Genomic DNA, 25338 nt, shown 5'->3' with positions numbered 1-25338 from the left:
AAACTTCAGGGACGTTACCTAATTTTTAATTAATATTCTAAATTATTGAAATGGTCTCATGTTATCTATTGCTAAAGCGGAGAAAAGAATAGGACGAGTAATGCCTTAATATGGCGCTGAACTATGCTGTAACTGCCTTTAAAACCATACTCTTGTTGTAAATAACCGAAGGTCATCATCGTAAGATGATGATTGATTCAACGTAGGGCTTATGGGTTTAGAAATTTTGGTGCCCAGGCCGGAATCGAACCGGCACGGAGGTTAAGCTCCGAGGATTTTAAGTCCCTTGCGTCTACCTGTTTCGCCACCTGGGCATTTACTTTGTTAATGGAGGCTGAGGCCGGAATCGAACCGGCGTACACGGCTTTGCAGGCCGCTGCATAACCACTCTGCCACACAGCCTCAAATAGATACTGCGCGCCTATCACTCTAAAAAAAAAGCGACATCGCAGTCGCTTAATTTGGAGCGGGAAACGAGACTCGAACTCGCGACCCTAACCTTGGCAAGGTTATGCTCTACCAACTGAGCTATTCCCGCGTCTCTACGGGATGAAATTCTACCGAAAATAAATAGGCTGTCAACAACAAAATTAACTTTTTTTCATTAACTCTGGCCAAGCAATAGCCAAATAAATCACCATAGACCAAATCGTTAAAATTGCAGACACATAGAGAAGAACAAAACCTATGCTCCCCCACCATGAAACAACTGGATTAAAGGCGAGTAATAAAACCAAAGCAATCATCTGCAAACAAGCTTTTACTTTCCCGATATACCCAACAGCAACAAGAGCGCGTCTCCCTACCTCAGCCATCCACTCACGCAAAGCAGAAATCACAATTTCCCGCCCGACAATAACAATGGCCGGGATCGTAATATAATTGATGTCTTTAGCCCCAACTAAAAGTAACAGGCTGGTCGATACCAATAATTTGTCAGCTACAGGATCAAGAAAAGCACCAAAATGAGACATCATTTGAAGTTTACGGGCCAAATAACCATCTAACCAGTCGGTAATACTTGCTATTGCAAAAATAACCGCAGCTGCTGGATGGGCCCATTGAAATGGACAATAAAATATGAGGACAAATATGGGAATACTTGAAATCCTCATCAAAGTTAAGATATTCGGCAAACTAGTTAATGTGCTCACTGCTTACTACCCCCTTTAGACCTCTGGCAACCTCAAGTAAGTAGCCAAAAGCTTGTAATCATCAAATACGGCTAAGGCACCTGCAGCTTTTAGAGCCGCTTCTTGCTGATGGTAAAAATCCATACCTATAGCATTAACATTAATTCTTCTTGCCATTTCCATATCGGTGACTGAATCCCCTATCATCAAAGTCGATGAGAAATCCTGCCCAAACTCTTCCATAATTTCTTCAAGCATTTGCGGACAAGGTTTTGCTGGCACTTGTCCTGCAGCACGCGTTACCTTAAACCATTGATCCAGGCCAGTAGCCTGAAGGGCACGCATTAAGGAATTATGACCTTTATTAGTAGCAATTGCTAAATCGATTTTTGCCTGTTGAAGTCGCTGAATAAATTCTAATACACCTGGTATCAAACAGACTTCTGTTGGTTTTGAAACCATTGCAGACTGCACCGCGAGCAATAACTCTTCTTGCTGTTTAGCTGTCAGATGAGGCAATGTCTTTTTTATTGCCTGAACCAAACCCAAATCGACATATCTTCTTGCCTGATAAGGATCAACCTCACCAAAACCTAATATTTTAGCTTCAGCAGCTACGGTATGTAAAATAACACCCAAGGTATCAGCGATCGTGCCTTCCCAATCAAAAATCACTAACTGATATGAATTACTCATTACTCAACAAGCTCCTTGCACGCAGCTGTTTTAGTGTATTACCAAATCTATCATCTACATCCGCTTGGAATACTCGCTTTATTCCATCCAAATGGAATTGGATAGACCTTGCGTGCAAATAAAGACGATTTTGGTGATTATCTATATCTTCCACTTCACCCACCCTAGAGCCGTATTTTTCATCACCAACAATAACGTGACCAAAATAGGCACTATGAACGCGAATTTGGTGAGTTCTTCCTGTCTTAGGAGTCGCCTCAACCCAACAAGCTTGGTGATAGTTTTCCAATAATTTAAATTCTGTTTCAGAGGCCTTACCTTCTTTATTAACCGAAACAAGCCTTTCCCCAGATCTCAATACATTCTTTTCAAGAGGGGCTGTAATCGTGATTTTCTTTTTACCTTCCCAACAATGAGTCAATAAAGCCCAATAGGTTTTTTTAACTTCACGTGCTTCAAGCAAGGCCTGAATAGCTCTCAGAGCGCTTCTTTTTTTAGCCAATAAAAGGCAGCCAGAAGTATCTCTGTCTAATCGATGCACTAATTCCAAATAAGACAAATCGTGCCTCATCTTTCGTAAGGCTTCAATTACACCAAGGCTCAAACCACTACCACCATGTACAGCTATACCTGCTGGTTTATTAATTACCAACAATGAAGAACCTTCAAAAATAATACTATCCTTCAAACGTTTTGCCAAACCATCACTTACAAACGTTTCCTTAGTATCAGCCATTCGAATTGGAGGAATCCTTATAATATCCCCTATTTGTAAGCGGCTATTCACTTGAGCTCTTTTCTTATTGATCCTTACTTCACCTCCACGAATAATTCTGTAAATATGACTTTTAGGAACACCCTTTAAAATACGTATTAGATAATTATCCAAACGTTGTCCATTCTCTTCTGAACTAATTTCTTTATAACTTACTTCACCCATTGTCAATAAACCTGTTTTCTGAGCGTGATTTTTTTGATATGATTAGATACCGTATGGGAAAATCCCTTACGACCGAATTATAACGTATAAATAGAGAAATAGTTTAATAGTCGACTCATAATCGACAAAAGATTTGTGATAAATTCACTAAAATAGATGCAATCTCCTTAATTTCCCATCATCTATACAGAATGGAAAATTAACAGAATAGCATAAGTTTAGTTTATTTGATAACAAATCAAACTAAAGAAGCAGCTACTCAGGCCATTAGACCTCTTTCGAAAATCGCTGTAAAGCTGTAAGTGCGAGGAGACACGAAGCACAAAGCCGAAATGTACATGAGGATTTGAGCATCGGACAACGAAGCAATTGCTCTTCCTAGTGATAGAGCATGAGTAGATGCCTAGTTAAGAAACAAAATGCGCTTCCATTTAAGTCAAAGATATAAGGAAGCGACCCAAAACCAGAGTAAAATTGATAATTATTTCGACAGATACCTACGCATGCCAGACATGCTTTATACCAATTACGAATGATTCCCGGGCTTTTGCACGCCTGATAAAAGGCTTTTTTCTCTTAGGACTTGTTTACAAACCCACTAAAAATGGACCCAAACCTACAATCTGCGAGAATCACAGCGCAACTTACGCAAAAGTGAATGAGCAAATCGCAGAAAGTCGTGGATTTTGGTCATTTTCAGAAAAGCTTGCAAACAAGATCCTAACCCACTTAATCAGTAAGCGGTACATCACAGAGTGTGCACCTTTTATTATCAAGGTAGCATGCGTACGGTCTGTCCATAAGGTAATGGGTCAGCTTAAAGATCTCCTCCCTACCTGCCAAATGGCACTGTCTTTAAGACATAGAATTAGGCAATTAGGGAATAGACTGTTACCGTTTTAGCAGAATAAGACCAAGATATTAATTTATCCGTCTTCTTACTCAGCATATAAAGACGAATGCAAGTAATAAAACTGAGAAATTAACGTCCAGGCACAAACCCTGCAGAAATGGCTATAACACTATACAGAGCCTTTCACTATCTTGACATAAATGCATGCGCCCTAAATATGGGGTTACACATGGAAAAAATGCTGATAAATGCAATGCAAACTGAAGAAATCCGCGTTGCACTCATTAAAGACAACCAATTATTTGACCTGGATATTGAATGTCCAGGAGAAATCAAGAAAAAAGGTAATATTTACAAAGCAATTGTAACAAGAAGAGAACCAAGTCTCGATGCCGTTTTTGTTGAGTATGGCTCCAAACGCCAAGGTTTTTTACCACTTAAAGAAATAGCGCCTGAATATCTAAGCAAAAATCCAGAAGAGTTTGGCGATGAAAAACCTCCAATTACGAGTCTTATCCGTGAAGGCCAAGAATTACTCGTCCAGGTCGATAAAGAAGAAAGAGGTAATAAAGGAGCAGCACTCACTACGTTTATTACCTTGGCTGGCTGTTATTTGGTATTAATGCCCAACAATCCTCGTTCTGGAGGAATATCGAGACGCATAGAAGGTGAAGAACGGGATGAGTTACGTGAAACACTAAATGCTTTAACGCTACCAGAAGATATGGGGCTTATTATCCGTACAGCAGGAGTTGGAAAAAGTCTGGAGGAATTGCAAGATGATTTGAATATGCTTTGCAATCAGTGGGAATCCATCAAACAAGCGTATAACACAGAACTGGCACCCTGTTTAATTCATCAAGAAGGTGATGTCATTATTCGTTCTATTCGTGATAATTTACGAAAATCAATAGGCGAAATCATTATTGACGATCAAATCTCTTATATTAAAGCGAAACAATACATTGAGCGTGTAAAACCAGAGTTTTTACCTAATCTAAAACTCTATAACAACAGCATTCCTCTTTTTAATTTCTATCAAATTGAAAGCCAAATTGAAACAGCTTATCAACGTCAAGTCATGCTTCCTTCTGGTGGTGCTTTAGTTATTGATAGAACAGAAGCGCTGGTATCCATTGATATTAACTCTGCTAAGGCTACAGGGGGCGCGGATATTGAAGCTACTGCTTTAAATACTAATCTCGAAGCAGCCGATGAAATTGCCCGTCAACTACGTCTACGTGATTTGGGCGGCTTAGTTGTCATCGATTTTATTGATATGAGCTCGAGCAAAAATCAAAGAGAAGTCGAAAATCGACTGAAAGAAGCTTTGCAAGCTGATAGAGCCAGAATTCAAGTAGGGCGCATTTCCCGCTTTGGTCTTCTTGAGATGTCTCGTCAGCGCCTCAGATTATCATTAGGAGAATCAGCTCAGGAAGTTTGTCCTCGTTGTGAAGGCAGAGGAACAGTTCGTAGCATTCAATCTCATGGCTTGTCCATTACCAGGCTTATCGAAGAAGAGGCCTTGAAAGAAAAAACAGCTGAAATTCAGGTGCAATTACCTGCTGAAATGGCTACATTCATCATGAATGAAAAACGAAATTTTATTAAAGATATTGAAAAAAGACATGGCGTAAGTGTAGTGGTGATTGCAAATCCTTATTTGCATCCTCCACAATATACTATTACACGTCTAAAAGAAGATAATGTCGGAAAATCAAAAAAGCCTAGTTATACCTTGATTCAGCAACCTGAAGTGCATGTACCTAGCAGTGATAAAGAACCTGCCTCACATGATGAACCAGCTGTTAAACCATTTACAGAACACAGAACTATCAAACATCCTCAAACTAGTTTCATAAAACGATTATGGACCAGTTTATTTGGTGGCCATTCTGCTACCCAAGCTACGGCTCAAGAATATAGCAAAAAACACCATAATCGTGCTCAACATCAAGCAAAACAAACAGCCAAGGGCTCAGACAAGCGCTCTCAAAGCAGCAGCAGTGGTTCAAATCGAAGACGTCGTTCAGGAGGAAGTCATCAACGTAGCTCGTCAGGCAGCGCCAGCAGTTCTGCTACCTCAAATCAACAACGGAAAAAATCCGGTTCCAACCCGAATCAAGGAAGCCAACAAAGCAATCGGTCAGCTCCTGCAAAAAATGAGGGTAACAAAAAAAGAGAAGCTATGCTGATTAAAGAACAAGGGGAATAGTAAATTGTCACGCTGTTATAGGAACGTCATTCCGATAACAGCAGGACAAAGATCTTAAAATTTGTAATCGTTCTGACCCTTTGTAAATAAAGTCTGTGGATTAGTCATTTGACCCAGCATTAGCCATTTTAAGAGATCACTTGTTGGGTCAGAATGGCCCAACCTACTTGCTTTTTGATACCAATCGTCCGTATTTATTCAAATTGGATGCTATAGGGCATTTCAGCGCACTAGTAGAGGCGATTTAATGTACTCTCATACCTTCTCTAACTGTATGCGTATCATCTGGAATTGATACAGCTGGTATTTTCTTCTCATTACAATATAGTCCATACCTATACAAACCCAAATTGTCATTACCCAGCTTAATATTTTCTTTATCCGATTCTGCCACTTGGCCTATTTCTACCGCTCTATCAACCATTTTATCCAAGCGATCCACTTGAGCTTCGTGACGCTTTAATAATTCGTTATAGCGCTCATTACTGCGTCTTAACTCTTCTTGAACCATTCTTAGCTCTTCTTCCGCCTGGCAAATTCGTTCAGCCACTTGATCAAAACTGATTTCTTTAGCATTAAGAAATCCATCCAGCTGTTTTTGGAATGAGGCACGTTTCTCTTGATCAGCAATAACCGTTCCTGATAAAGTTTGAACTGCTCCTTGTAGAGTATTGGCAACAATTTTAGCTTTCTCGACCTCCAGACCTAAAGACGTTCTTACTTCATGTAATTCAGCAACTTTAGTAGCTAATTGTTTTTGACTCCTTTCATACTCTTTTACTACCTGCGATAATTCTTTCTGGTTTCTTTCCAATAAATCCGTTTGTTTACTAGCTGATTCTTGCAGTTGTCTGGTCGTTTCCTCGAGATCATTTTTAAATTTACGAAGCAATTTTTCAGTTTCCATAAATAACTCTACTTGAGTAGTAAGTGACTCCACCTGACTATCAAGTCTATCAATATTTTCAGTTAATCTGGTATTTTCCTTCTTAAATTTCTGAATTTCCTCAGCAAATTTTTTACGAATTTCATCCAAGGCATCAATGGTAATCTGCAACACATCAGCTAAGCCAAAAAGCCCTTCTTTTAATCGCTTAGCGATATTCACATTGCATGTGTGATGATCGTCCAAAACAATGGCACCGGCTGTATAGGTGATTCCCGTAACTCCACCTATTACCAACAAAACACCAATGTGAGCAAACAACCCTACTGCTAAAGTTGGAGCTGTTAAAACTACTCCCCCTGTCACTTTTTGCCACATAGGCAGTTCACCCCATGCTGTTGCTGCACGAGTAAATAAACTAGGATTTTCTGCCATGCTGTCTACAATCGAACCTAGGCTTTCTTTAACGTCGCTAAGTTGTTTTTGAGTATGAATAATTTTTTTGAGACTGTCTGTTTCAATCTCAGGAGCGTCAGTACTGTCTTTAGAAGACTTTAAAGTACTTTCTGTGCCATTAGTAGTGGTTACTGAATTATCAGCTTTAATCAAAACTTTAAGTTCTGTTTCATTGGTGGCCATATCTACTCCTTACGATTAAAAATCTTCCTTAGATGACCATTTTTAATCATAAAGCATCAATAAGACAAGTAATTCTTTTATTTTTTGCAATTAAATTTTATTTTAGAATATCAGCGAAAAAAAAGATCTGAAAATTCAATCACTAACAGATTTTAAGAAATCTAAAAAATCCTGATTAAGGTAAATAGCAGTGCCATGTTGCTAGACGCCTCGAACAAACCGAGGCGCATAGACAGGGGGACTTATTGTCAACAGACCTTATTTTATTGTGCAATTATAATCTTCTGAAGAGGCTTTGCTTAACTCAGTCTCTTTTCTTTGATTACATGCTGTTGTAAATATTGAATTGCGTCCAGATACAGAAGATTTCACATGGTAAGGACAAAAAGATCGCAGGACATCAGGAGCGTATTTTCCTAAAACGTCTTTATTCATTGCCTGTGAATCACCTAACATGTCCTGTCCAATCAAGCTGTTGATTTGGTGTTTTCTCAAGAAATCAATCAAAGAATCCTTACCTACGGTTGCTATTTGCTCCGGCAACATCTCAACACAAATAATATGGGAGCTTCTTTTTTCTGCATCGGGAATCCCATACTTTGCATACAAATCAAGGAAATACTGCTTTTCGATTAACTCCTCTCTGGGACCATGCGAACAAACTATTAGAACGCGTGTTTTCTCTAATTGAATTCCTGCATTGGTTTTCCAACCCCCTAAAATCTTATGCATTCCCTGCAATTGGAGTTGAGCTGCCCGTGAAGCATAATCTTCATTGATTATTTTCATCTCTTGCAAATACTGACTCTGTAACTTTTTCATCTGGGATAAATTAGTTATCACTTGAGCTTGAGCGAGGTAAGTCATTATTTTATGAATTACTGGGAGCTCAGGACGAATCTTCTCATCTAAACACCTTAAATCATGCAAACAAGATTTAAGTTTCAATAAATCGATTATATGGCGGCTATTTCTTGCACGTCTCTCAATCATCGATTGAAAAATCATGGTTAACCAAACAGAACAATGAGATATTGATTTAATCAGATTATAAGAATCCCCTAATGCAGGAGTTTTTTGATCATCACTCTCGGAAAAAGCACCGTCTTTATTTTTCTGCCAAAGTGACAAGTGCCCATTAAGATAAATAATCACATGCTCAATACCTGTTAATGCCTGAAATTTTGCATTTTGACTATGGGAATTAAGAAACTCATTTTGAATTCTTGCCGATATCGACTTGATTGATCGTTTTTGGGGGACAGTATGAAAAAAGGAATGAGGAAGCTTGGGATAAGGATGGCTAGTTGTTAAAAAGATACCCCCAACGTTGAATTATTGAGCCTGCAGCAGATTTTGATAAATCTTTTCTAATTAATTGTTTTAAATGGGAGTGAGCTAACATACTATTTCTCCTTTTCTTTTAAAATTTTAAACTCATTGACACTATACTGTGCTTGGACATTTAGTGTCAATAATTTGTATACCATGTTTATACTGTAATCATTTTCACCGTATATACCTAAATCAATAGGTTGAAATTATTCATGCCACTCAATTTAAAAATTGATACAATCGCTCATTAAAAATTAATGATACAAAATAAAGAGGAAGTTACACTTTATGACATTTTCTATTGGTCAACGCTGGATAAGTAACACTGAGTCACAACTCGGGCTGGGTATTATTACTGAAGTTGACGGGAGGCAAGTTTGTATAAGCTTTCCAGCTGCTGAAGAAGATAGAATTTATGCCACTGACAATGCTCCTCTAAGCCGTATATCTTACAAAGTTGGTGAAGAAATCATCACCAATGAGCAGCAAAAATTAAAAGTTACCGCTATTAAGGAACAAGATGGCATTTTATTTTATACAGGGGAAGACGAATCAGGAAAACTGTTTCAAGTGAGTGAGCTTGCTCTTAATTGTTTTATCAAACTGAATACGCCACAACAAAGACTCTTCAGCGGATTATTAGACAAGCTCAGCACTTTTAAGCTCAGAATAGAAACATTAAATCATGTCAGCCGATTACAAAGATCTAAGGCAAGAGGATTATTAGGTTCGCGAGCCAGCCACCTTATTCATCAAATCTATATTGCGTATGAAGTAGCTCAAAGATTTACCCCTCGTGTTCTATTGGCTGATGAAGTAGGACTTGGTAAAACAATTGAAGCTGGCATGATACTGCATTATCAATTACATACTGGCCGTGCTTCTCGAGTACTTATTATTGTTCCAAATTCATTGATTCATCAATGGTTTGTCGAAATGCTCAGACGATTTAACTTGTATTTTTCTATCATAGATCAAAATCGTTATGATAACCTGGCAAACCATTCTGGTGAGTCGGAATATGAAAATCTTCCAATAGAAGAAAATTTGGGAACTGATAATCTATTTGAGTCGGAGCAATTGGTATTAACCAATCTGGATTTCCTCATGGAAAATGAGGAAATCCGTCAGCAAATATTAACTGTCCATTGGGATCTTCTTGTCGTAGATGAGGCACACCATCTTCACTGGTCCGAAGAATCTCAAAGTCCTGAATACACATTTATCGAAAAACTATCAACTCAGAGCGGAGGTTTGTTACTGCTTACGGCTACTCCTGAACAGGCTGGAATAGAAAGTCATTTCGCCCGCCTTCGCCTGCTTGATCCAGCACGATTTTATGATTTTGCAGCATTTAAAAAGGAAGAAAAACAGTACCAGGAAATAAATCAAGTCGTTCAAGAACTCCTTGATTATAAGGAAAAAAATGAAACAGATGAGTTGCACTCTCAATCTCAATTGCGTTTAGCGCAATTCTTGGGTGAAGAAGTCCCCTCCAGCATTAATGCTACAATTCAAGCATTATTGGATAGATATGGTACAGGACGCGTATTGTTTCGAAATACTCGAGTTGCGATTAAAGGGTTTCCCATAAGGATAGTTCATCCTGTCCCTTTAACTTGCCCAGATATTTACTCCATGGTAAACAAAAAATTAAAATCCACCAACCTTTATCCCGAATCTTTGCTGGATAATGAGTCATGGGTAAATCATGACCCTCGAGTAAGCTGGCTTGTTGACAAAATTCACGAACTTTACCCTAAAAAAATTCTGGTCATCTGCGCAGAAGCAAAAACGGCTATTACACTAGAACAATATTTAAAATTAAAGACAGGCATTCGTAGCGCAGCCTTCCATGAAGGATTAACCATTATTGAACGTGATAGAGCCGCTGCATATTTTGCAGAAGATGATAATGGAGCCCAAGTGCTCGTTTGTTCCGAAATAGGCAGCGAAGGGCGAAACTTTCAATTTTCTCATCATTTGGCCTTATTTGACTTGCCACTAAACCCTGACTTGCTTGAGCAACGAATTGGAAGATTGGATCGAATTGGTCAAAATCATCCCATTGAAATTCATGTACCCTATATAATAGGTACAGCTCAGGAAAAATTATTCCGCTGGTACCACGAGGGAATCAATATTTTCCAACAGAGCTGCTCTGTCGGTTTTTCAATATTTGAAACTTTTCAAGATCGACTGCTACCTATTTTGAGCAATCCAGATCCAGAAAAAAACCTTATAGAGGAACTCATTATTGATACCAAACTACATACTGAAGCAATTAAAAAAGAACTGAGTGCAGGCAGAGATAGATTATTAGAGTTGAATTCCTGCAACTATATTATAGGAAAAGAACTAATTGATGCGATAGAAGCAGAAGAGAACTCTCTTGAACTGGAAAATTATATGTCGCTGGTTTATCAGGAATATGGAATCGATCAGGAGTACCATTCGGAAAATGCTGAAATACTGCGTCCAGGTAATCACATGAAAACCACTCATTTTCCCGGATTAAAGGAAGATGGTATGACCGTCACTTACTCTCGCCCCAAAGCTCTTATACGTGAAGACATGGAATTTTTAAGTTGGGAACACCCCATGATTCATGATTCCATGGAAATGATTCTGGAATCAGATCTTGGTAATGCCACGGTGACAACCATTTCAATTAAAAGCATAAAACCTGGGACTCTATTCTTGGAGACTTTTTATACAATCAATTCTGCAGCTCCAAAATATCTGCAACTTGACCGATTTTTACCTTTGTCGCCGATTAGAATTTTGATGGATACAACCAATAAAAATTTATCCAATATTTTAAATTATGAACAGCTCAATGGTTTATGTGAACCAGTTAAGCGTCATTTAGGCTATCCAGTCATTAAACAGGTTCGAGAAAATATTGAATCCATTCTTAAACAAACTCACGAGGTTGCAGAAGCACAGATGAGGCTACTTGTTGAGGACGCAAAATCAAAGATGGAATTGACTATTTCTCAAGAAATAAATCGACTCGAGGCGTTACAAAAGCTTAATCCTGCAATTCGTGATGAGGAGATCCAATTCTTTAAAAAACAAATTTCAGAGAGTACTCACTTTATTAATGCTTGCACCTTAAAATTACAGGCTATACGGGTTGTAATCAATGTGAATTCAAGATAACGAAGATTATCCTAAGCTTATTATACCCCCATAAGATGATCCAATATTATTAATAGTGACTAAATTTTGACATGGAAAGAAAGGAACAGGTATAATCCCGTACGTCAATAAATAGTTACCCTATTTTCGGGTTCTATGCATGAAAAAATACTTGCCTTCTACGTTCCGCGGTTTATACACGGAATCTAGCGATATTGCTCAGTTCCGGATCCCGCAAACAAGTCGCGGAACATAGAAAATAGCATTAAATTGAATTTATTAAATTCAATTTAAGTGTTCATTCATGGGTAGGCCCTGACCCTATTTTGTTATTGGTGAGCAAACTAATCTTTTAATGCCATAGTGAATAAAAACAAGGGCTCTGCCCTAAATGAGTATCTCTATGAAAACATTTATTAATCGAAATCGCTTCCTCAAAGCTGTTGAATACGTCAGCGAAAACTATTTTTCAAAACCATACTCCATAACTCCAATGGTTGGTCGTTGGTTTAATCAATTAGCAATGATTCAACTTGAAAATGGCAAATTGATTCACTTAAGTGGTGATGTGGCCAGGAAATTCGTTGACATCACTCTTGATGGTAAAGTGGTTGACCCAACGGATATTACGCGAGTACATAAATTTTATGCTGCGGATTCAGAATTTGAAAAAGAACGCGTTGATCTGGTAGATAAAATCGATCAACTCACCGATGCTCTTAAAAAAGAGCTTGAGCCTCTAGTAATAGAGCAAAAAAATAAAGAACTAAAAGAATTACGGGAAAAATTAATTGCCTTTGACTCAGACAAACAAAAAGCCAAGCAATTATACGATAAACTTGTAGCACGAAGCCACTCTTCTTTAAATCAAGAACGTTTTGAAAAAGCCTATGGTTCTCAAATAAAACATATTGTCTACCGTCCAAATCACGGCCTGACCCATTCGGTTAGAACTGCCTATTTAATTACTGCGATACATGCATTTAAACAAGCGTATAAATCGGAATTCAAATCATTAACTGATCCTGAGCTTGAAAAATTACAGCTCATGATGTTATTCAGCGTTGTTGGTCGCCGTGATGAAACAGGATTTAATGATACAGGCCCTAATGTATTGGGACGAGCAACATATGAAAGTTTCAGAGTAACCTCTGGCAAAGAGTATCTTAAATATTGCAGAACCAATGCCAAGGAACTCTATGGAGGGGATTTAGAGCGGCTCTATCGAGATGCCATTATTGTGGAACTAATGGGGTATTCTGATATCCAAGATTATTTAGACAGACGAGCTACTCCCTCTGAAATTTTTATAGATTATGTAATTGAAAAGGAGCATAACAAAAAACGGGAAATCACTCGTGAAGAAGCACTGACCTTGATCACCAAAAAAATCTACACCATTGAACTATTATTTCCTGCAGGCTCAATTCGTGAATTGGCTGACGCCAAACTCAATATGATGAACAAAGCCCATGGCCTAGAGTTAACCCGTTGTTATCCTCTTTACCCTGAAAAAGAAGGCGGAGCCAAAAGCATTGGTATTCTAAACTCTTATTTAAGCCAATCCGGCCTCTATAAAACCCTTAATAGCCTTGATCTTGAAAAACTAACGTCCGTATTTAAATTAATACGATGCAGTTTTGATGCCTTGGACTTAACAGGACAAAACTCCATGTTTGGGTTGATCTCGCAAGAGACATTTGAAGCGCAAAAAGAAACGATATTAAATGATTTAAAAAACATTAACTTACGATTTAAACCACCTATCTCTTCAGAAAATCGTACTAAGCTTTTGAAAGAAGCACGCGATGCAACTAAAGAAATTGATTTATTTTGGACTCAGCGCAACCATAATGAAGCACAACTTCTCGACGCTTATCGCTCTCTGTTACTTCTGAAAGAAATTGTAAAGTACTTTACTGCTGCCAGCAAATTAAACCCCAGCAAAAAAATGTTTGCATTCCAACATAGTGAAACAGGTAATCCACATAAAGTGGATCACTTCATGAGTGCTATGAGTTTGATTAACGCGTTGCAAACCATAACCCCAGTACCTGGTGTTACCCAGACTACTCTACCCATCATTTCCAGAGTAAAGCACGATAGGGCCAAAAATATAGCCACAATCTTTTTTGATGACATCCAACAAGCGGACTATTTTAAAGAAACCTATAGCATCCTGCTTGGGATCACACCAAACGTTGTTACTGTCAATAAAGGACAATTTGCTATTGAGGTCAACAGAAAAAATTACCAACAATTAGTCAAAAACAGACTAGTAGAATTTAAACAAGTCACTATACCTAAAACAGCAAGCCGAGAAGAATCTTTAATTGATGAGGATGGTTTGCTTGAGGCACTTAATTTAATAACCCATAATAAAGCACTAGCCCGCTTGGTTTCTACAACCCCTTTAAGTGGAGAAGATTTTCCTGATTACGATTATCTTTTAAAGGCTCTGGAAGACCCCATCCATGAACGGTATACTCATCTCATAAAAGAATTGGAAAATTTTCCTATTGAGTATTTGAAATATTCTGATCCTAGAAATGGAATTTCTTACACAAGACAATTAATTACAGAACCTTTACCGGAGCTGCGTTTTCAAGAACCTATAACAGAACCAACCCCATTTTCAGACAAAGTCGCTGATGGCTTGACCGTTAGATTTGTCCCATCATCCAAAACACAAAGAAATACCATTTATACCAAAAAACTCGCTCATACTTTGCTGCCTCCTCATGGCAAAATAAAACCTTATCCAGGCTACAAACATAAAAGAAACAATTATTTCCCCATTGGTATTATCTCCAATATTGAACAGGTTGATTTAAAAGATGAACGTTACGTTTGGGCCAAAATATGTCAAGCTGTACCAAGTTTTGGATAAGAGATGCTTCAGTCTATGGAAAACAGCTTTATAATTTGCTTAATGCCCAAAATGATGATGTAGAAAAACCAAAACGCTCCTCAACAGGAGCCATTTTTTACAATAAAAACAAGATAAAAAAACCTTCAACACCCGATTTGCTGATCCCCTTTCTGGAAAATAGAGCAGCAAAAATTCTTTCCCGCCTGAATAATAAACATTATCTCCCCTCTGATGCAACAATCCAAGATTTTAAGCTGTTGCTTCGTCAAGAGTGTAAGGAGTATCTTGAACAAGTGCAAGATGACACACTCGTTCAACAAAAAATCCAGGCAATATACTCCTGCTTAGAAGAGAGACTAGCCCAAGAAGAAAAAAGAAAACATCCTAAATACGCCATATCCCTTCGTGAATTAATTGAACTGCAGAAAAAGTCTTCCGATGCAGAAGAGCATAATGAAATATTGGCATGTAATACAAAAAGTGCTGTCCGTGCGCTTTATGCTTGTAAAGACACATTATTTGATCGATTAAACCTTGCTTTTCATGCTCTGCAAATAAAAAAGCAATATCACTATGATCTCCCTCTTCTCATCATCAGTGAGAACAAATCACCTTATCATTATAGTGAAGCTATGATTAAAGCCGATTTGGAGGATGCGTATCATTTATTAAAAAACAATAATTTTCCGTACGACAGAGAACTATTCCCGGTATATGAACTTGATAAAAATGGACTCTTTGTGATTAGAAAAGGCGAAGCCGTAATCAAAAAGAATGAACGTGGTCATGAGATTAAAGAACCTAAAAACATTAGATACCAGCTCAATTTATTAAGAGATTTATTTCAATTAGGGTTACCTCAATTACAAAATATAAATCAATTAAGGCAGGGGAAATTGGGGAAAACTGAAATAACAGAAAAACAAATACAAACTGCCATCTCTTCCATAGTAGAGCAAATGGATGTTATTGGTAATATCAGACGCGAAAAAAAACTAATGCGGAAAATTTTTTCTAAGCCAGATCAGAAACCAAAAGAGAAATTTTTCTTGCGAACTGTAGCACTTGGTCATCAAACTCTGATAAAAGAAATTTTAGACCGTAGCGATTTTAAGCCTTCCTTGGCATTGTTAGAAAAATCCATCCAATTTGCCATGAAAAATAACCATGCTGAATTAAAAGAGTCATTAAAAGAATTGTGGTTAACTGAAAATATTGAATTTAAGGAATTACAATCTCTGGCTAACCAATTGGATTCTTTTGCAGATCTCCCAAGCGAAGCACAAATAGCTGCTCAAAAAAAACGTATAGAAATCATTATTAATGTAATGAATCGCGCTCAAGTGCTTCAACACCAAATTGAATTACCATTAGAGTTTTCTCAACTAATACAACAAAAAATACCCGAGGTATTTTTAAACAATGCATCACGAGGGAATAAAAATACAGCTCTCATTTTAAAATTTAAGGAGATATTAGATAAAAACCCTATACTAATACATCCTTATGCGCAAATGTTTACCAATAATCAAATGCTCAAATTAGATAAATTAATTGAGATTTATAATCAACTAGGAATTAAACACCTCTTCAATATATTAACGATCGTTGGAACTCGTGGTTGGGAGGCTGGTAATAACTATCGACTGTTAATAGAGTTTAATCAAACAGAAAAAGCGGAACAATACCTAAAAGATAAGCATTCCTTAAAGAATGAGAATCTTGGCAATATTAAAGAGGAATGCGAAAAACTAATCGGACAAATTGAAAAAGCTGGTTTCGGTAAAAAGGATACGGCAACTCAAGATTATTGTAAAGCCGTGCGAGAAATGGTAGAAAAAGGAGAAGCTGATTTTGTCCTAATGGCTATGATCTTACAGCAATTAAAACAGATTGACAAATCCGTAAACTCTCCTGAAATGAGAGCCATTAAACAGCAAGTAGAGCGACTCGAGAAAAATTCTGAGAGCTTTTTTAGCATCGGTAATAGGAGTAAAGCCACTCGAATTAAATCGGCTGTAGCAAAAGTACCATTGATTGAGAGAATTCATATTTTTTCCAATGAAAGCAGCTCAACTTGCAATAAAGTGCGAATAGCTCTTGCCTCACACAGAATATCTTTTACAAACTCGGTGAACAAGAGCAATAAAGTAGTCTCAGAAAATGCTGCAAAAAGTTTTATAGAAGTTGAAAAAATAGCAAATTCTGAGCAAGCCAAAGAGGCAATTAGATTGTTTTACCATACGCCGATAGCAGAAAAAACGGAAGATGAAATCACTATTGCATCCCCACTTGTTAAAAGCATCTAGGCCTATCATCTTGGCAAGGTCAAAGCTAAAAAATTTAAACAGAGGTTACGTAAAATAGCCCACTTCCGTGTCTCGATGCCCACGACATATCCCTGGGGCGTCGGAAAAAAGAGAAGCTTGAGCTTGCTGTTACCAGGTTATAAATACAGGAGTTCTTATGATATCAATTAGTTCGCTAGGCTCTCATCCTTCCTCCCCATTAAAATTTTTCAATAATGAAAAGGAACTTGCTAAAAGAGATGACCTCTATACAGGAGAAGATTTTTATTTTGGTTTTGACAGCAGTAATCATTCCTTTCTGGATATCATAGGGGGCAAAAAACCTCTAGCCATTAAATATGGACAAATCTTGTCACTATATAAACAGAGTATCGAAGGAAATTCTTGTGTCATCTATTGTATAAATGCCAATGAAAAAAAATTAGTTCCTATTATTACTATCAACACTCTACCAGCCGATGCGCATCTATTACAACAACTACTTCCATGGTCTTTTACTGATTTTTATTCCGAGAGATGTCCAGTTGATGAGTGGATAAGGAGCACAAAAAGAAGAGCTACTCATTCCGAATATAGAATTCAGAAGATAATTGAACAAATATCTAACAGTCAATGGCCCAATGATAGCGAACTGGATGAATTCAACAGAAATATTTCAGATCTGCTCGCAAAAAATTCTGATTTAAGAATTACCGTACATGATTTAAGCCCCGTGAAAGCACAGGCGAATCCAGAAATACTTCCTTCGAATCACAGGGACTTAATCACTCCTTACTCCCCATTCCATAACAATGCCAGATTGTCAGTTGATTTTTTTAAAACAAAATTTCCCCATCATATAACAGTCCGGTTAATAGATGACGTCTACTCACGAATTGAAATTATTACACCAGGAATTGAAGATGACCTTACATACAAGGCAATCTACAAAAGCACCTCCCCTGTCCTCTATTGGCAATTAAAGGAAGTTCTAAACAACCCTGAAGAATTAACGGTCTTACTTCAAGAAGAATTCAAAGATTTAGTGGATGAGTTTCTATTAAAACAATATCCAGAAAGACCAAAACAACCGGACTCTGGTCTAATTTGCTTTCGTTAAATTAAATAGTGCGGTCATTCATCAGAAACACATGCAAAATGAGTATTTAAAATCCCTCTTTAAAAATTCAAACACCAGTTGTATATTGGGTATACAGGAAAGGAGTCATGATCATGCATGGTAAAAAAGATATCATTAAGCTTCATGCCAAAGATAAAAAGCAAATTGTTAGCTATCTCGCAGAAGGTAGAAGAAAGGAAGCGATTAAACTATTTACTGAACTGTCCTTAAAAAAAACTGACCTTACGCCAGGCCACAAAATAAAGCTTGTTGAATTAAATCAAGAAAATCGTTTAGGTATACTGAAACAGGTTATGATTCATACCCTTGAAAATTTATTTAAGAAAAAACCGGATGAATTTTTTAAGACAACCTATCACTACGATTGGTGGGCTTTTCCCATGCATGTACCATTAGAATGGAACTGGCCTAAAAGAAATTATGATGCTTCCATTAATCTAAGAGAGGCGCAAACTTTATTAGAGGATGATGAATTTGTATCTGCTTATCTGGAGTGTATTACTCTCTATCTAGAAGCCCTAAAAAAACATGGTTGGAATGATTACCCTGTGCGTTACGCGCGCATGATTCATTCTCTGTCCCTCTTTATAAAAGCCGCAAGTACTGTAGATCAAAAGGGAGTAATAAAGGAAAAAACAATATATCAACGCCTATCGCAAAAAGGAGAGGAGATCATCGATTTTGCGCACACTAATTTAGCCGAAAAATATTCTGATTACTCCTTATTTACGAAAGGAATGGAAACTCTCGCCCAGGAAATTAAAAAATTTAAGGAATTTGCTGAGGAGCAGCCACGCGAAAGTAATCCGTTAAGTTATGCATAAGCAGCTACTTATAAACCAGTAGCAATAGGATTCACTCCTATGTTGGGATTAATTCCGCAATCATCCAGAATTTTCAATAAATTATTCCCTTTGCGAGTTAAGCGCTTAATACAATATTCTTCCAAATAACTATTCAAAATATAGGAATAATCTTCTATAGTCAAAATAGTAAGAATTTTCTCTGCTCTTTCTAAATGATGCCTGTTTCCATGATCACAGGATTGAAATAAAACCCCACCCAATATCGCAGCGATACTCGCCTTACGCTCAGGGCTGGCCAAATAAAACCGTTGAAGGCATTCATCAAGAGCTCTGTCTTTATCCCATTCTATCCATTCATTATATAATCCTAGAGCAACATCTGGATTAAAATTCTCTACACTGGTTAATTCCTGCATCACATACGCAACCGGCACTACGGCTTGCACATTAGCCCAGGAACAATTTCCACTTATTTGCGAACTAATTGGAATTTGTGCAAAAGGAAGCAATCCCAGCTGTTGATTAATAACATGATGAAAATAGCGCCTGTTTTGTTTTTTATATAAAAAATCTTGAATAAAACGAACACTCAATGCCTCAGGTCTGGTTATCCTATAAATATTGACACTTCCCTCTTTCAAACTATTCTCCCCTCTATCAATTTTTGCCCACCATTGATGATAGCGTACAAAACATAAAGCATGGCCTCGGCTTGCCGCTGGAAGAATCAACATATGGTCTTTTAACAAATCCTCAAAGCGCTTAAAGTGCTGCTCATTCAGTCGTGGATGATGTTGGTATTGCAATAATTCAGCCGCATTAGCAAAAGCATCCATAATATTATGAATCAATGGGAAATGCTCTCTTAAATGTCGGGTAGAAAAGCTACTGATGAACCTACGCAAAGAATCTTTTACTACTGCAACAGTAAATTCCAAAATAAATCCTTCATAATCCAACTCAATAAACTCACCTATGGAATTGACTATATCTACGTCGCCCTGCAACTCAAATCGATGTCCAATCAATTTGGCATTAATAAAATCCATGGCAAAATCCAGTTTAGCACCATGATGATATAACAATTGTTTTATTGCATCTTGTCCACGCAAAACTGGATAAACCAGGACACTAAGGCCATTACGGGTATAAGCATTAGGATCAGCTCCATATGTTAACAAGAGCCTGGTCATTTCTAAATCATTATTATCTACTGCCCAATGGAGAGGGGTTCGTCCTGTAACGTCTGGTTTATTAATATCGACTTTTCGTGCAATTAATTGCTCTGCAATTTTAATTTGGCGAGTGATTGCACATTCTATTAGAGGAGTAAAACCATATTCATCAATATCATCTAAAGATTCCCCCTCGCGCAAATACGCATCGAAATCAGGCATCCTATGTCTGATAATGTCGTTCGCGATACTCATTTAGGGCCCTCGAGGGGTAGGTGCTGTGGTAAATTTTGGCATGTTCCCCAAACGCAATTGTTTTTCTTTATCCTGTTCTCTTCTTTCATTATCAAACTCTCGCCTTGCTTCCGTATTGAGAGGCGGCTCAGGATTTAAATTAGGATCTATGCCATCAAACCGTTGGCTATCCAATTCAGGATGCTGCAATATATTATTTTGTAACTCACCTTCTGGGGCCACTCGGATTTCTTCCTCAGGATGTTCACGTGCCTTAACCGACGCAAATCGCCTCTCGCCTTGCTGCTCTGCCAAACGTCTCTTCCTTTCCATGGATTTCGTTTCAGCAACTAAAAAGGACGTGTCACGTTTACCGGTGGGCAAGCGTGTTGGCAAGTCTGTGCCTGAATCTCTGTGTTTTGTAGTGCTCATATTTTGAGTATACACCTAAAAAAACAATGTGGACAACTTATGCATTTATGAGCGCGGTCTATCGCATTGATTAATTATTACAAAAATTCTCTTTGAAGTATTTCAGCGATTTGCACGGCATTACTGGCTGCTCCTTTGCGAATATTATCAGCAACTACCCATAAATTTAAACCGCAAGGATGGGAAATATCCTGCCTTATGCGCCCTACAAAAACATCATCATGACCTACTGCATTCTTGATCGCTGTGGGATAACTTGCTTTGGAAATGTTATCCACCACAGTAACACCTGGTGCTTTTGCAAGTAGAGCACGGGCTTCATCAGCAGTCAGAGGCTTTTTCAACTCCACATGAATAGCCTCGGAATGTCCATAAATCACAGGGACTCTGACTGCGGTAGGATTAACCATTATGCTCTCATCTTCCATAATTTTACGAGTTTCCCAAACCATCTTCATTTCTTCGCGGGTATATCCATTGTCTTCAAATTGATCGATGTGTGGAATAGCATTAAATGCAATTTGTTGAGGGTAAACTTGAGCACGAGCTGGCCTTCCATTCAAAAGTTCTCCTACTTGGGAAACAAGCTCACTTATAGCTTTTTTTCCTGTTCCAGAAACAGACTGATAAGTAGCCACATTAATGCGATTAATGCCTGCTGCATCATACAAAGGCTTTAAAGCCACCACCATCTGAATAGTAGAGCAATTTGGGTTAGCAATTATGCCTCTTTTGGTATATTCAGAGATGCGATGGGGATTAACTTCTGGCACCACGAGAGGAATATCATTCTCATACCGAAAACAAGAGGTATTATCCACTACGACACATCCAGCAGCTACCGCTTTCGGAGCATACTCCTTTGAAACAGCCCCCCCAGCAGAAAATAAAGCGAGATCAACTTTACTAAAATCAAAATCTGCCAAATCCAGAACATCCAATTCTTCCTCTCTAAAAGTCACCGTCTTGCCTACTGACCGAGAACTGGCTAATGGGTAGAGAGATTTGATTGGAAAATTCCTTTCTTCCAAAACAGTTAAAAAAGTTTCCCCAACAGCGCCCGTGGCGCCTACAATAGCTATATTTAAATGTCTGCTCATTATGACCTCATCATGTAATGATCATGAATTAATAAAGTATTACCGTATTAGCGAAAAGCATAACACGGGCTATATTATCAGGCGGAGAAGCCGCCTGCTTAAGGAGCAGGATCAGAAAACGAAATGCCTGCAGCTCCTAATAAAATCTCTAATTTTCATTTAGTAACATTGCGCCTTGTGTCGCAAATAATGATCCATTAACACCAAAGCCATCATGGCTTCAGCTATTGGCACAGCCTTATCCCTACACAAGGATCATGCCTTCCCTTTGTTACCACTGTCACCGCCTCCCCCTGAGTATTAATTGTTTGGCCAGGGGTCGTAATACTTGAAGTTGGCTTTAAGGCAATACTCACCTCAATGGGTTGCCCCGTAGCTATACCGCCCAAAATACCACCTGCGTTATTACTCAAAAACCCTTCACGCGTTAATTGGTCCCTATGCACACTGCCTAGCTGCTCAACAGCATTAAAACCAGACCCTATTTCAACCCCTTTCACAGCATTAATCGACATCATAGCATAAGCCAAGGTAGCATCCAGCTTATCAAATACTGGATCGCCCAATCCTATCGGCACCCCACGCGCTATTACTTTCACTCGAGCCCCAACAGAATCTCCCTGACGTCTTAAACTCTCTATATAATCGGCCAATTCCTGAATTTGCTTATTATTAGGGCAAAAAAATGGATTTTTATTGATTTCCTCTTCCTTTTCAAATTGCAACTTTAAATCACCCATTTGTTGCAAATAACCCAAAATATCTATTTTTATATAACGCTGTAAGTACAATCTGGCTATTGCTCCAGCTGCTACTCGAGCTGCTGTCTCACGGGCAGAAGATCGCCCCCCTCCCCTGTAATCTCTGTGCCCATATTTATGATAATAGGTAAAATCAGCATGTCCTGGGCGGAACAAGTTTTTAATTTCTTCATAATCTTTGGAACGTTGATCCGTATTGTGGATCAATAAAGCAATAGGAGCCCCTGTTGTCTTTCCTTCAAAAACCCCTGATAAAATTTGTACTTTATCTTCTTCTCGTCTTTGTGTGGTGAATTTGGATTGGCCTGGTTTACGTTTGTCTAAGAAAGGCTGAATATCCCTTTCATTTAAGGGCATTCCTGGTGGGCAACCATCCACTATACATCCAATAGCTGGACCATGGCTTTCACCAAAGGTTGTTACAGTAAATAACGTTCCAAAGGTATTCCCCGACATGTATTGCTCGCTTATTTCATGTGAGTTCGATATAAGCAAAATCGGAGGTATTGCTCATATCGAACTGGATTATTTTGAATTAAAATATTCTTCTAATTGTTGTTTTGTTAATAAAAATACTCCTTGACCACCATTACTCATTTCTAGCCAGGTAAAGGGGACCAAAGGATAAGCATCACATAAAGCTTCTTCACTATTACCAACTTCTACAACCAAGATCCCATGTTCATTTAAATAATCATGAGCGCTCTTGAGAATTTTTTCAACAATAGCTAGACCATTATTACCAGTTTCCAAAGCCAGAACCGGTTCATGGCGATATTCATCGGGTAAAGTTTGCATCTCTTCTTTACCAACATACGGTGGATTACTGACTATCAAATCATATTTTTTATTGGGAAGTGCTGCAAAACAATCTGACTCAATAAGTTGCAATTGCTCCCCAACTTCATGTTGTTCACAATTTATAGCAGCCACTGCAAGTGCCTCACTTGAAATATCCACAGCATCAACCTGAGCTTCAGGGAATGCATAACAACAAGCAATAGCTATACAACCGCTTCCAGTACATAAATCCAAGATATGATGTACTTGTTCTGGTTCTATCCATGGTGAAAATTGATTATTGATCAGCTCCCCTATTGGCGAACGAGGGATCAATACACGCTCATCTACATAAAAAGGCAAATCACAAAAATAAGCTTCTTTAATTAAATAAGGAACAGGGACTCTTTGATTAATTCGTTTATCCAGTTGAATACAGAGATGCTTCCGTTCATTAGCGGTTAAACGGGCATTTAACAAAAGAGGATCTATATCATAGGGCAAAGACAAACTTCTTAATATTAGGGAACGCATATCATCCCAAGCATTGTCCGTTCCATGTCCATAATATAATTGTGCGTTTTCAGCACAAGACAGACTGAATCGTAAAAAATCCAGAATAGAAACCAATTCCTCTGTTTCTTTCATAAAATAACTACTCATGGGTACATTAGACCTAGCTATAGAAAAAGTACAAATTGTACACTAAATTAGAAAGCATGTCGTGTATGTATGCTTCGTACACAACAGATTTTTTTGCCATGCACAACGATATAACTGACTTTCACCTAAAGAAATACTCTAAATTAAGTTATAATTAAATATAAGTTTTCAATTCCTTTAACAAATGACCGATGATTTCCTATCCGATGAAGATAAGGCTCTGTTTCGTAACCATATGCGCTCAGTTAAGCCATTAAATGAAAAAACAAAGCGAGTAACAGACCCAACACCACTCCTCCACAAAAAAATTTACTCTGCTCCTGGGAGCGCAAAGCTCAAAGAAGAGAATTTTTTATCTGATTTTATTAAGGAGACAGTACAATCTAATACCATTTTATCCTATGCTAACTCAAGCATTCCCACCAAGAGATTCCGTGCTCTAAAAAATGGACAAATTCCCTGGGAAGCAAAATTGGATTTACATGGTTTAAAATCTGAAGATGCTCGCCAGGCATTGCAACATTTTATTCAAACTCAATCCCTGAATAATAAACGTTGTTTGCTTATCATTCATGGTAAAGGAGGTCATCAAGGAGCTCCTCCTGTTATAAAAAATCTAATAAACCGCTGGCTGCCTCAATTTAGTCAGGTATTAGCATTCCATAGTGCTTTATCTAAAGACGGAGGATTAGGAGCCGTCTATGTTCTATTAAAGAGAATTCATCCAAAGAACGAATAGAAAACCACAGAACTTAACAGGTTTACTTGCGTTAAAGCGCTAATCTTAGGATAATTCGTCAAATCAAAAATATTTTGAGTATACTATGGAACAATTTGGTCAGTTTATTGTAAACCACTGGCAGCTTTGGCTTGCCTTTGTTGTCGTTATATTTTTAATTTTTATCAATGAAATTTTTTCCAAAAGAAAAAAAGCGAAAGAATTGACGCCTCAATCCTTAGTCGATTTGATGAATAACGAAAATGCCATCGTGATTGATTTACGTGATAAAGAATCATTTAAAAATGGCCACATCATTAACTCAATTAATGCCAGTACTGAAGATTTTGAGCAACAGAAAATGACTCAATATAAAGAAAAACTCATTGTCCTGGTCTGTGCCCGAGGCTTACAATCCCCTGCTGTTGCTATGAAAATCCGCAATCAAGGCTACCAACCTCTAGTTCTTGGTGGAGGAATTCTGGCTTGGCAAAATGCTGATCTCCCTTTAGTAAAAGGAAAATAAA

The 25338-nt window shown here is 37.9% G+C and carries 16 protein-coding genes, 3 tRNA genes and 2 pseudogenes; 8 read left to right on the top strand and 13 right to left on the bottom strand.

Going from position 1 to position 25338, the window contains the following annotated elements:
- Positions 1–227: 227 nt before the first annotated feature.
- From OK13_RS06180 to OK13_RS06155, 6 genes are all read right to left on the bottom strand, one after another.
- Positions 228–314, bottom strand: a tRNA-Leu gene (locus tag OK13_RS06180).
- Between the two features lie 14 nt (positions 315–328).
- A tRNA-Cys gene (locus OK13_RS06175) sits at positions 329–402 on the bottom strand.
- 60 nt (positions 403–462) lie between these two features.
- Positions 463–538: transfer RNA gene (locus OK13_RS06170), tRNA-Gly, on the bottom strand.
- Positions 539–590: 52 nt separating this feature from the next.
- Entirely contained in the window at positions 591–1154 is a 564-nt protein-coding gene (pgsA, locus tag OK13_RS06165; protein ID WP_035888914.1) for a CDP-diacylglycerol--glycerol-3-phosphate 3-phosphatidyltransferase, read from the bottom strand.
- A 15-nt stretch (positions 1155–1169) separates the two neighbouring features.
- Positions 1170–1829 carry an HAD family hydrolase gene (locus tag OK13_RS06160; RefSeq protein ID WP_035888911.1) on the bottom strand — a complete coding sequence of 220 codons (660 nt, stop codon included), beginning with the start codon at positions 1827–1829 and terminating at the stop codon, positions 1170–1172.
- Positions 1822–2769 (bottom strand): RluA family pseudouridine synthase, encoded by a 948-nt coding sequence (locus OK13_RS06155; RefSeq protein ID WP_035888909.1) that lies wholly within the window; start codon positions 2767–2769, stop codon positions 1822–1824. Before OK13_RS06155 ends, OK13_RS06160 begins: the two co-directional genes overlap by 8 nt.
- A 1082-nt stretch (positions 2770–3851) precedes the next feature.
- Between OK13_RS06155 and OK13_RS06145 the strand changes: the two genes are divergently transcribed.
- Entirely contained in the window at positions 3852–5837 is a 1986-nt protein-coding gene (locus tag OK13_RS06145) for an Rne/Rng family ribonuclease (RefSeq protein WP_052117592.1), read from the top strand.
- Positions 5838–6081: 244 nt separating this feature from the next.
- On the opposite strand, the gene OK13_RS06140 is transcribed toward OK13_RS06145, so the two are convergent.
- Together OK13_RS06140 and OK13_RS06135 are read right to left on the bottom strand one after the other, a co-directional pair.
- Positions 6082–7362 carry a LegC2/C7 family Dot/Icm T4SS effector gene (locus OK13_RS06140; RefSeq protein ID WP_035888907.1) on the bottom strand — a complete coding sequence of 427 codons (1281 nt, stop codon included), beginning with the start codon at positions 7360–7362 and terminating at the stop codon, positions 6082–6084.
- Positions 7363–7620: 258 nt separating this feature from the next.
- On the bottom strand, positions 7621–8517 hold the full coding sequence (locus OK13_RS06135; RefSeq protein ID WP_035888906.1) for a hypothetical protein: 897 nt from the start codon (positions 8515–8517) through the stop codon (positions 7621–7623).
- Positions 8518–8985: 468 nt separating this feature from the next.
- Here OK13_RS06135 and rapA point away from each other — a divergent pair, with 468 nt between their 5' ends.
- The 5 genes from rapA (at position 8986) to OK13_RS06115 (ending at position 18966) form a co-directional block, all read left to right on the top strand.
- Positions 8986–11862, top strand: a complete 2877-nt coding sequence (rapA, locus tag OK13_RS06130; protein ID WP_035888903.1) for an RNA polymerase-associated protein RapA — start codon at positions 8986–8988, stop codon at positions 11860–11862.
- Positions 11863–12244: 382 nt separating this feature from the next.
- Positions 12245–14731: a SidE phosphodiesterase domain-containing protein gene (locus tag OK13_RS13900; protein ID WP_052117591.1), complete on the top strand. Its 2487-nt coding sequence runs from the start codon at positions 12245–12247 to the stop codon at positions 14729–14731.
- Positions 14704–17022 carry a hypothetical protein gene (locus OK13_RS13895; protein WP_052117590.1) on the top strand — a complete coding sequence of 773 codons (2319 nt, stop codon included), beginning with the start codon at positions 14704–14706 and terminating at the stop codon, positions 17020–17022. Before OK13_RS13900 ends, OK13_RS13895 begins: the two co-directional genes overlap by 28 nt.
- Positions 17023–17179: 157 nt before the next feature.
- Complete coding sequence (locus OK13_RS06120; RefSeq protein WP_035888902.1) at positions 17180–18121, top strand: hypothetical protein; 942 nt, start codon at positions 17180–17182, stop codon at positions 18119–18121.
- A 113-nt stretch (positions 18122–18234) separates the two neighbouring features.
- The gene (locus tag OK13_RS06115) at positions 18235–18966 is read left to right on the top strand and encodes a hypothetical protein (protein ID WP_052117589.1); all 732 of its coding nucleotides are present in this window, start codon (positions 18235–18237) and stop codon (positions 18964–18966) included.
- Positions 18967–18974: 8 nt separating this feature from the next.
- Here the strand turns inward: OK13_RS06115 and ankH are convergent, their stop codons facing one another.
- The 5 genes and pseudogenes from ankH to prmB all read right to left on the bottom strand — a co-directional run bounded on the left by ankH (position 18975) and on the right by prmB (position 24093).
- Entirely contained in the window at positions 18975–20378 is a 1404-nt protein-coding gene (ankH, locus tag OK13_RS06110; RefSeq protein WP_035888901.1) for a Dot/Icm T4SS effector AnkH/LegA3, read from the bottom strand.
- Positions 20379–20756: pseudogene (locus OK13_RS06105) on the bottom strand (Smr/MutS family protein); the annotation flags it as partial.
- Positions 20757–20866: 110 nt separating this feature from the next.
- Complete coding sequence (locus OK13_RS06100; RefSeq protein WP_035888899.1) at positions 20867–21889, bottom strand: aspartate-semialdehyde dehydrogenase; 1023 nt, start codon at positions 21887–21889, stop codon at positions 20867–20869.
- Positions 21890–22048: 159 nt separating this feature from the next.
- Positions 22049–23106 (bottom strand): annotated as a pseudogene (aroC, locus tag OK13_RS06095) (chorismate synthase).
- A 69-nt stretch (positions 23107–23175) separates the two neighbouring features.
- Positions 23176–24093 (bottom strand): 50S ribosomal protein L3 N(5)-glutamine methyltransferase, encoded by a 918-nt coding sequence (prmB, locus tag OK13_RS06090; RefSeq protein WP_035888898.1) that lies wholly within the window; start codon positions 24091–24093, stop codon positions 23176–23178.
- Between the two features lie 184 nt (positions 24094–24277).
- Between prmB and OK13_RS06085 the strand changes: the two genes are divergently transcribed.
- A complete protein-coding gene (locus OK13_RS06085; protein WP_035888897.1) occupies positions 24278–24832 on the top strand; it encodes a Smr/MutS family protein in 555 nt (184 codons plus the stop codon).
- Between the two features lie 85 nt (positions 24833–24917).
- Positions 24918–25337 (top strand): rhodanese-like domain-containing protein, encoded by a 420-nt coding sequence (locus OK13_RS06080; protein WP_035888895.1) that lies wholly within the window; start codon positions 24918–24920, stop codon positions 25335–25337.
- Position 25338: the final 1 nt, after the last annotated feature.

It is taken from the genome of Legionella norrlandica (assembly GCF_000770585.1).
GTDB classification, from domain to species: domain Bacteria; phylum Pseudomonadota; class Gammaproteobacteria; order Legionellales; family Legionellaceae; genus Legionella; species Legionella norrlandica.
The sequence above is the reverse complement of the archived record's forward strand: the minus strand, read 5'-3'. Positions and strand labels throughout refer to the sequence as shown.

What these genes read in the sequence shown, in the direction of transcription:
- OK13_RS06160 (WP_035888911.1), bottom strand. Translation starts at nt 1,829, where the DNA reads ATGAGTAATTCATATCAGTTAGTGATTTTTGATTGGGAAGGCACGATC.
- OK13_RS06155 (WP_035888909.1), bottom strand. Translation starts at nt 2,769, where the DNA reads ATGGGTGAAGTAAGTTATAAAGAAATTAGTTCAGAAGAGAATGGACAA.
- OK13_RS06145 (WP_052117592.1), top strand. Translation starts at nt 3,852, where the DNA reads ATGGAAAAAATGCTGATAAATGCAATGCAAACTGAAGAAATCCGCGTT.
- OK13_RS06140 (WP_035888907.1), bottom strand. Translation starts at nt 7,362, where the DNA reads ATGGCCACCAATGAAACAGAACTTAAAGTTTTGATTAAAGCTGATAAT.
- rapA (WP_035888903.1), top strand. Translation starts at nt 8,986, where the DNA reads ATGACATTTTCTATTGGTCAACGCTGGATAAGTAACACTGAGTCACAA.
- OK13_RS13900 (WP_052117591.1), top strand. Translation starts at nt 12,245, where the DNA reads ATGAAAACATTTATTAATCGAAATCGCTTCCTCAAAGCTGTTGAATAC.
- OK13_RS13895 (WP_052117590.1), top strand. Translation starts at nt 14,704, where the DNA reads ATGTCAAGCTGTACCAAGTTTTGGATAAGAGATGCTTCAGTCTATGGA.
- OK13_RS06120 (WP_035888902.1), top strand. Translation starts at nt 17,180, where the DNA reads ATGATATCAATTAGTTCGCTAGGCTCTCATCCTTCCTCCCCATTAAAA.
- OK13_RS06115 (WP_052117589.1), top strand. Translation starts at nt 18,235, where the DNA reads ATGCATGGTAAAAAAGATATCATTAAGCTTCATGCCAAAGATAAAAAG.
- ankH (WP_035888901.1), bottom strand. Translation starts at nt 20,378, where the DNA reads ATGAGTATCGCGAACGACATTATCAGACATAGGATGCCTGATTTCGAT.
- OK13_RS06100 (WP_035888899.1), bottom strand. Translation starts at nt 21,889, where the DNA reads ATGAGCAGACATTTAAATATAGCTATTGTAGGCGCCACGGGCGCTGTT.
- prmB (WP_035888898.1), bottom strand. Translation starts at nt 24,093, where the DNA reads ATGAGTAGTTATTTTATGAAAGAAACAGAGGAATTGGTTTCTATTCTG.
- OK13_RS06085 (WP_035888897.1), top strand. Translation starts at nt 24,278, where the DNA reads ATGACCGATGATTTCCTATCCGATGAAGATAAGGCTCTGTTTCGTAAC.
- OK13_RS06080 (WP_035888895.1), top strand. Translation starts at nt 24,918, where the DNA reads ATGGAACAATTTGGTCAGTTTATTGTAAACCACTGGCAGCTTTGGCTT.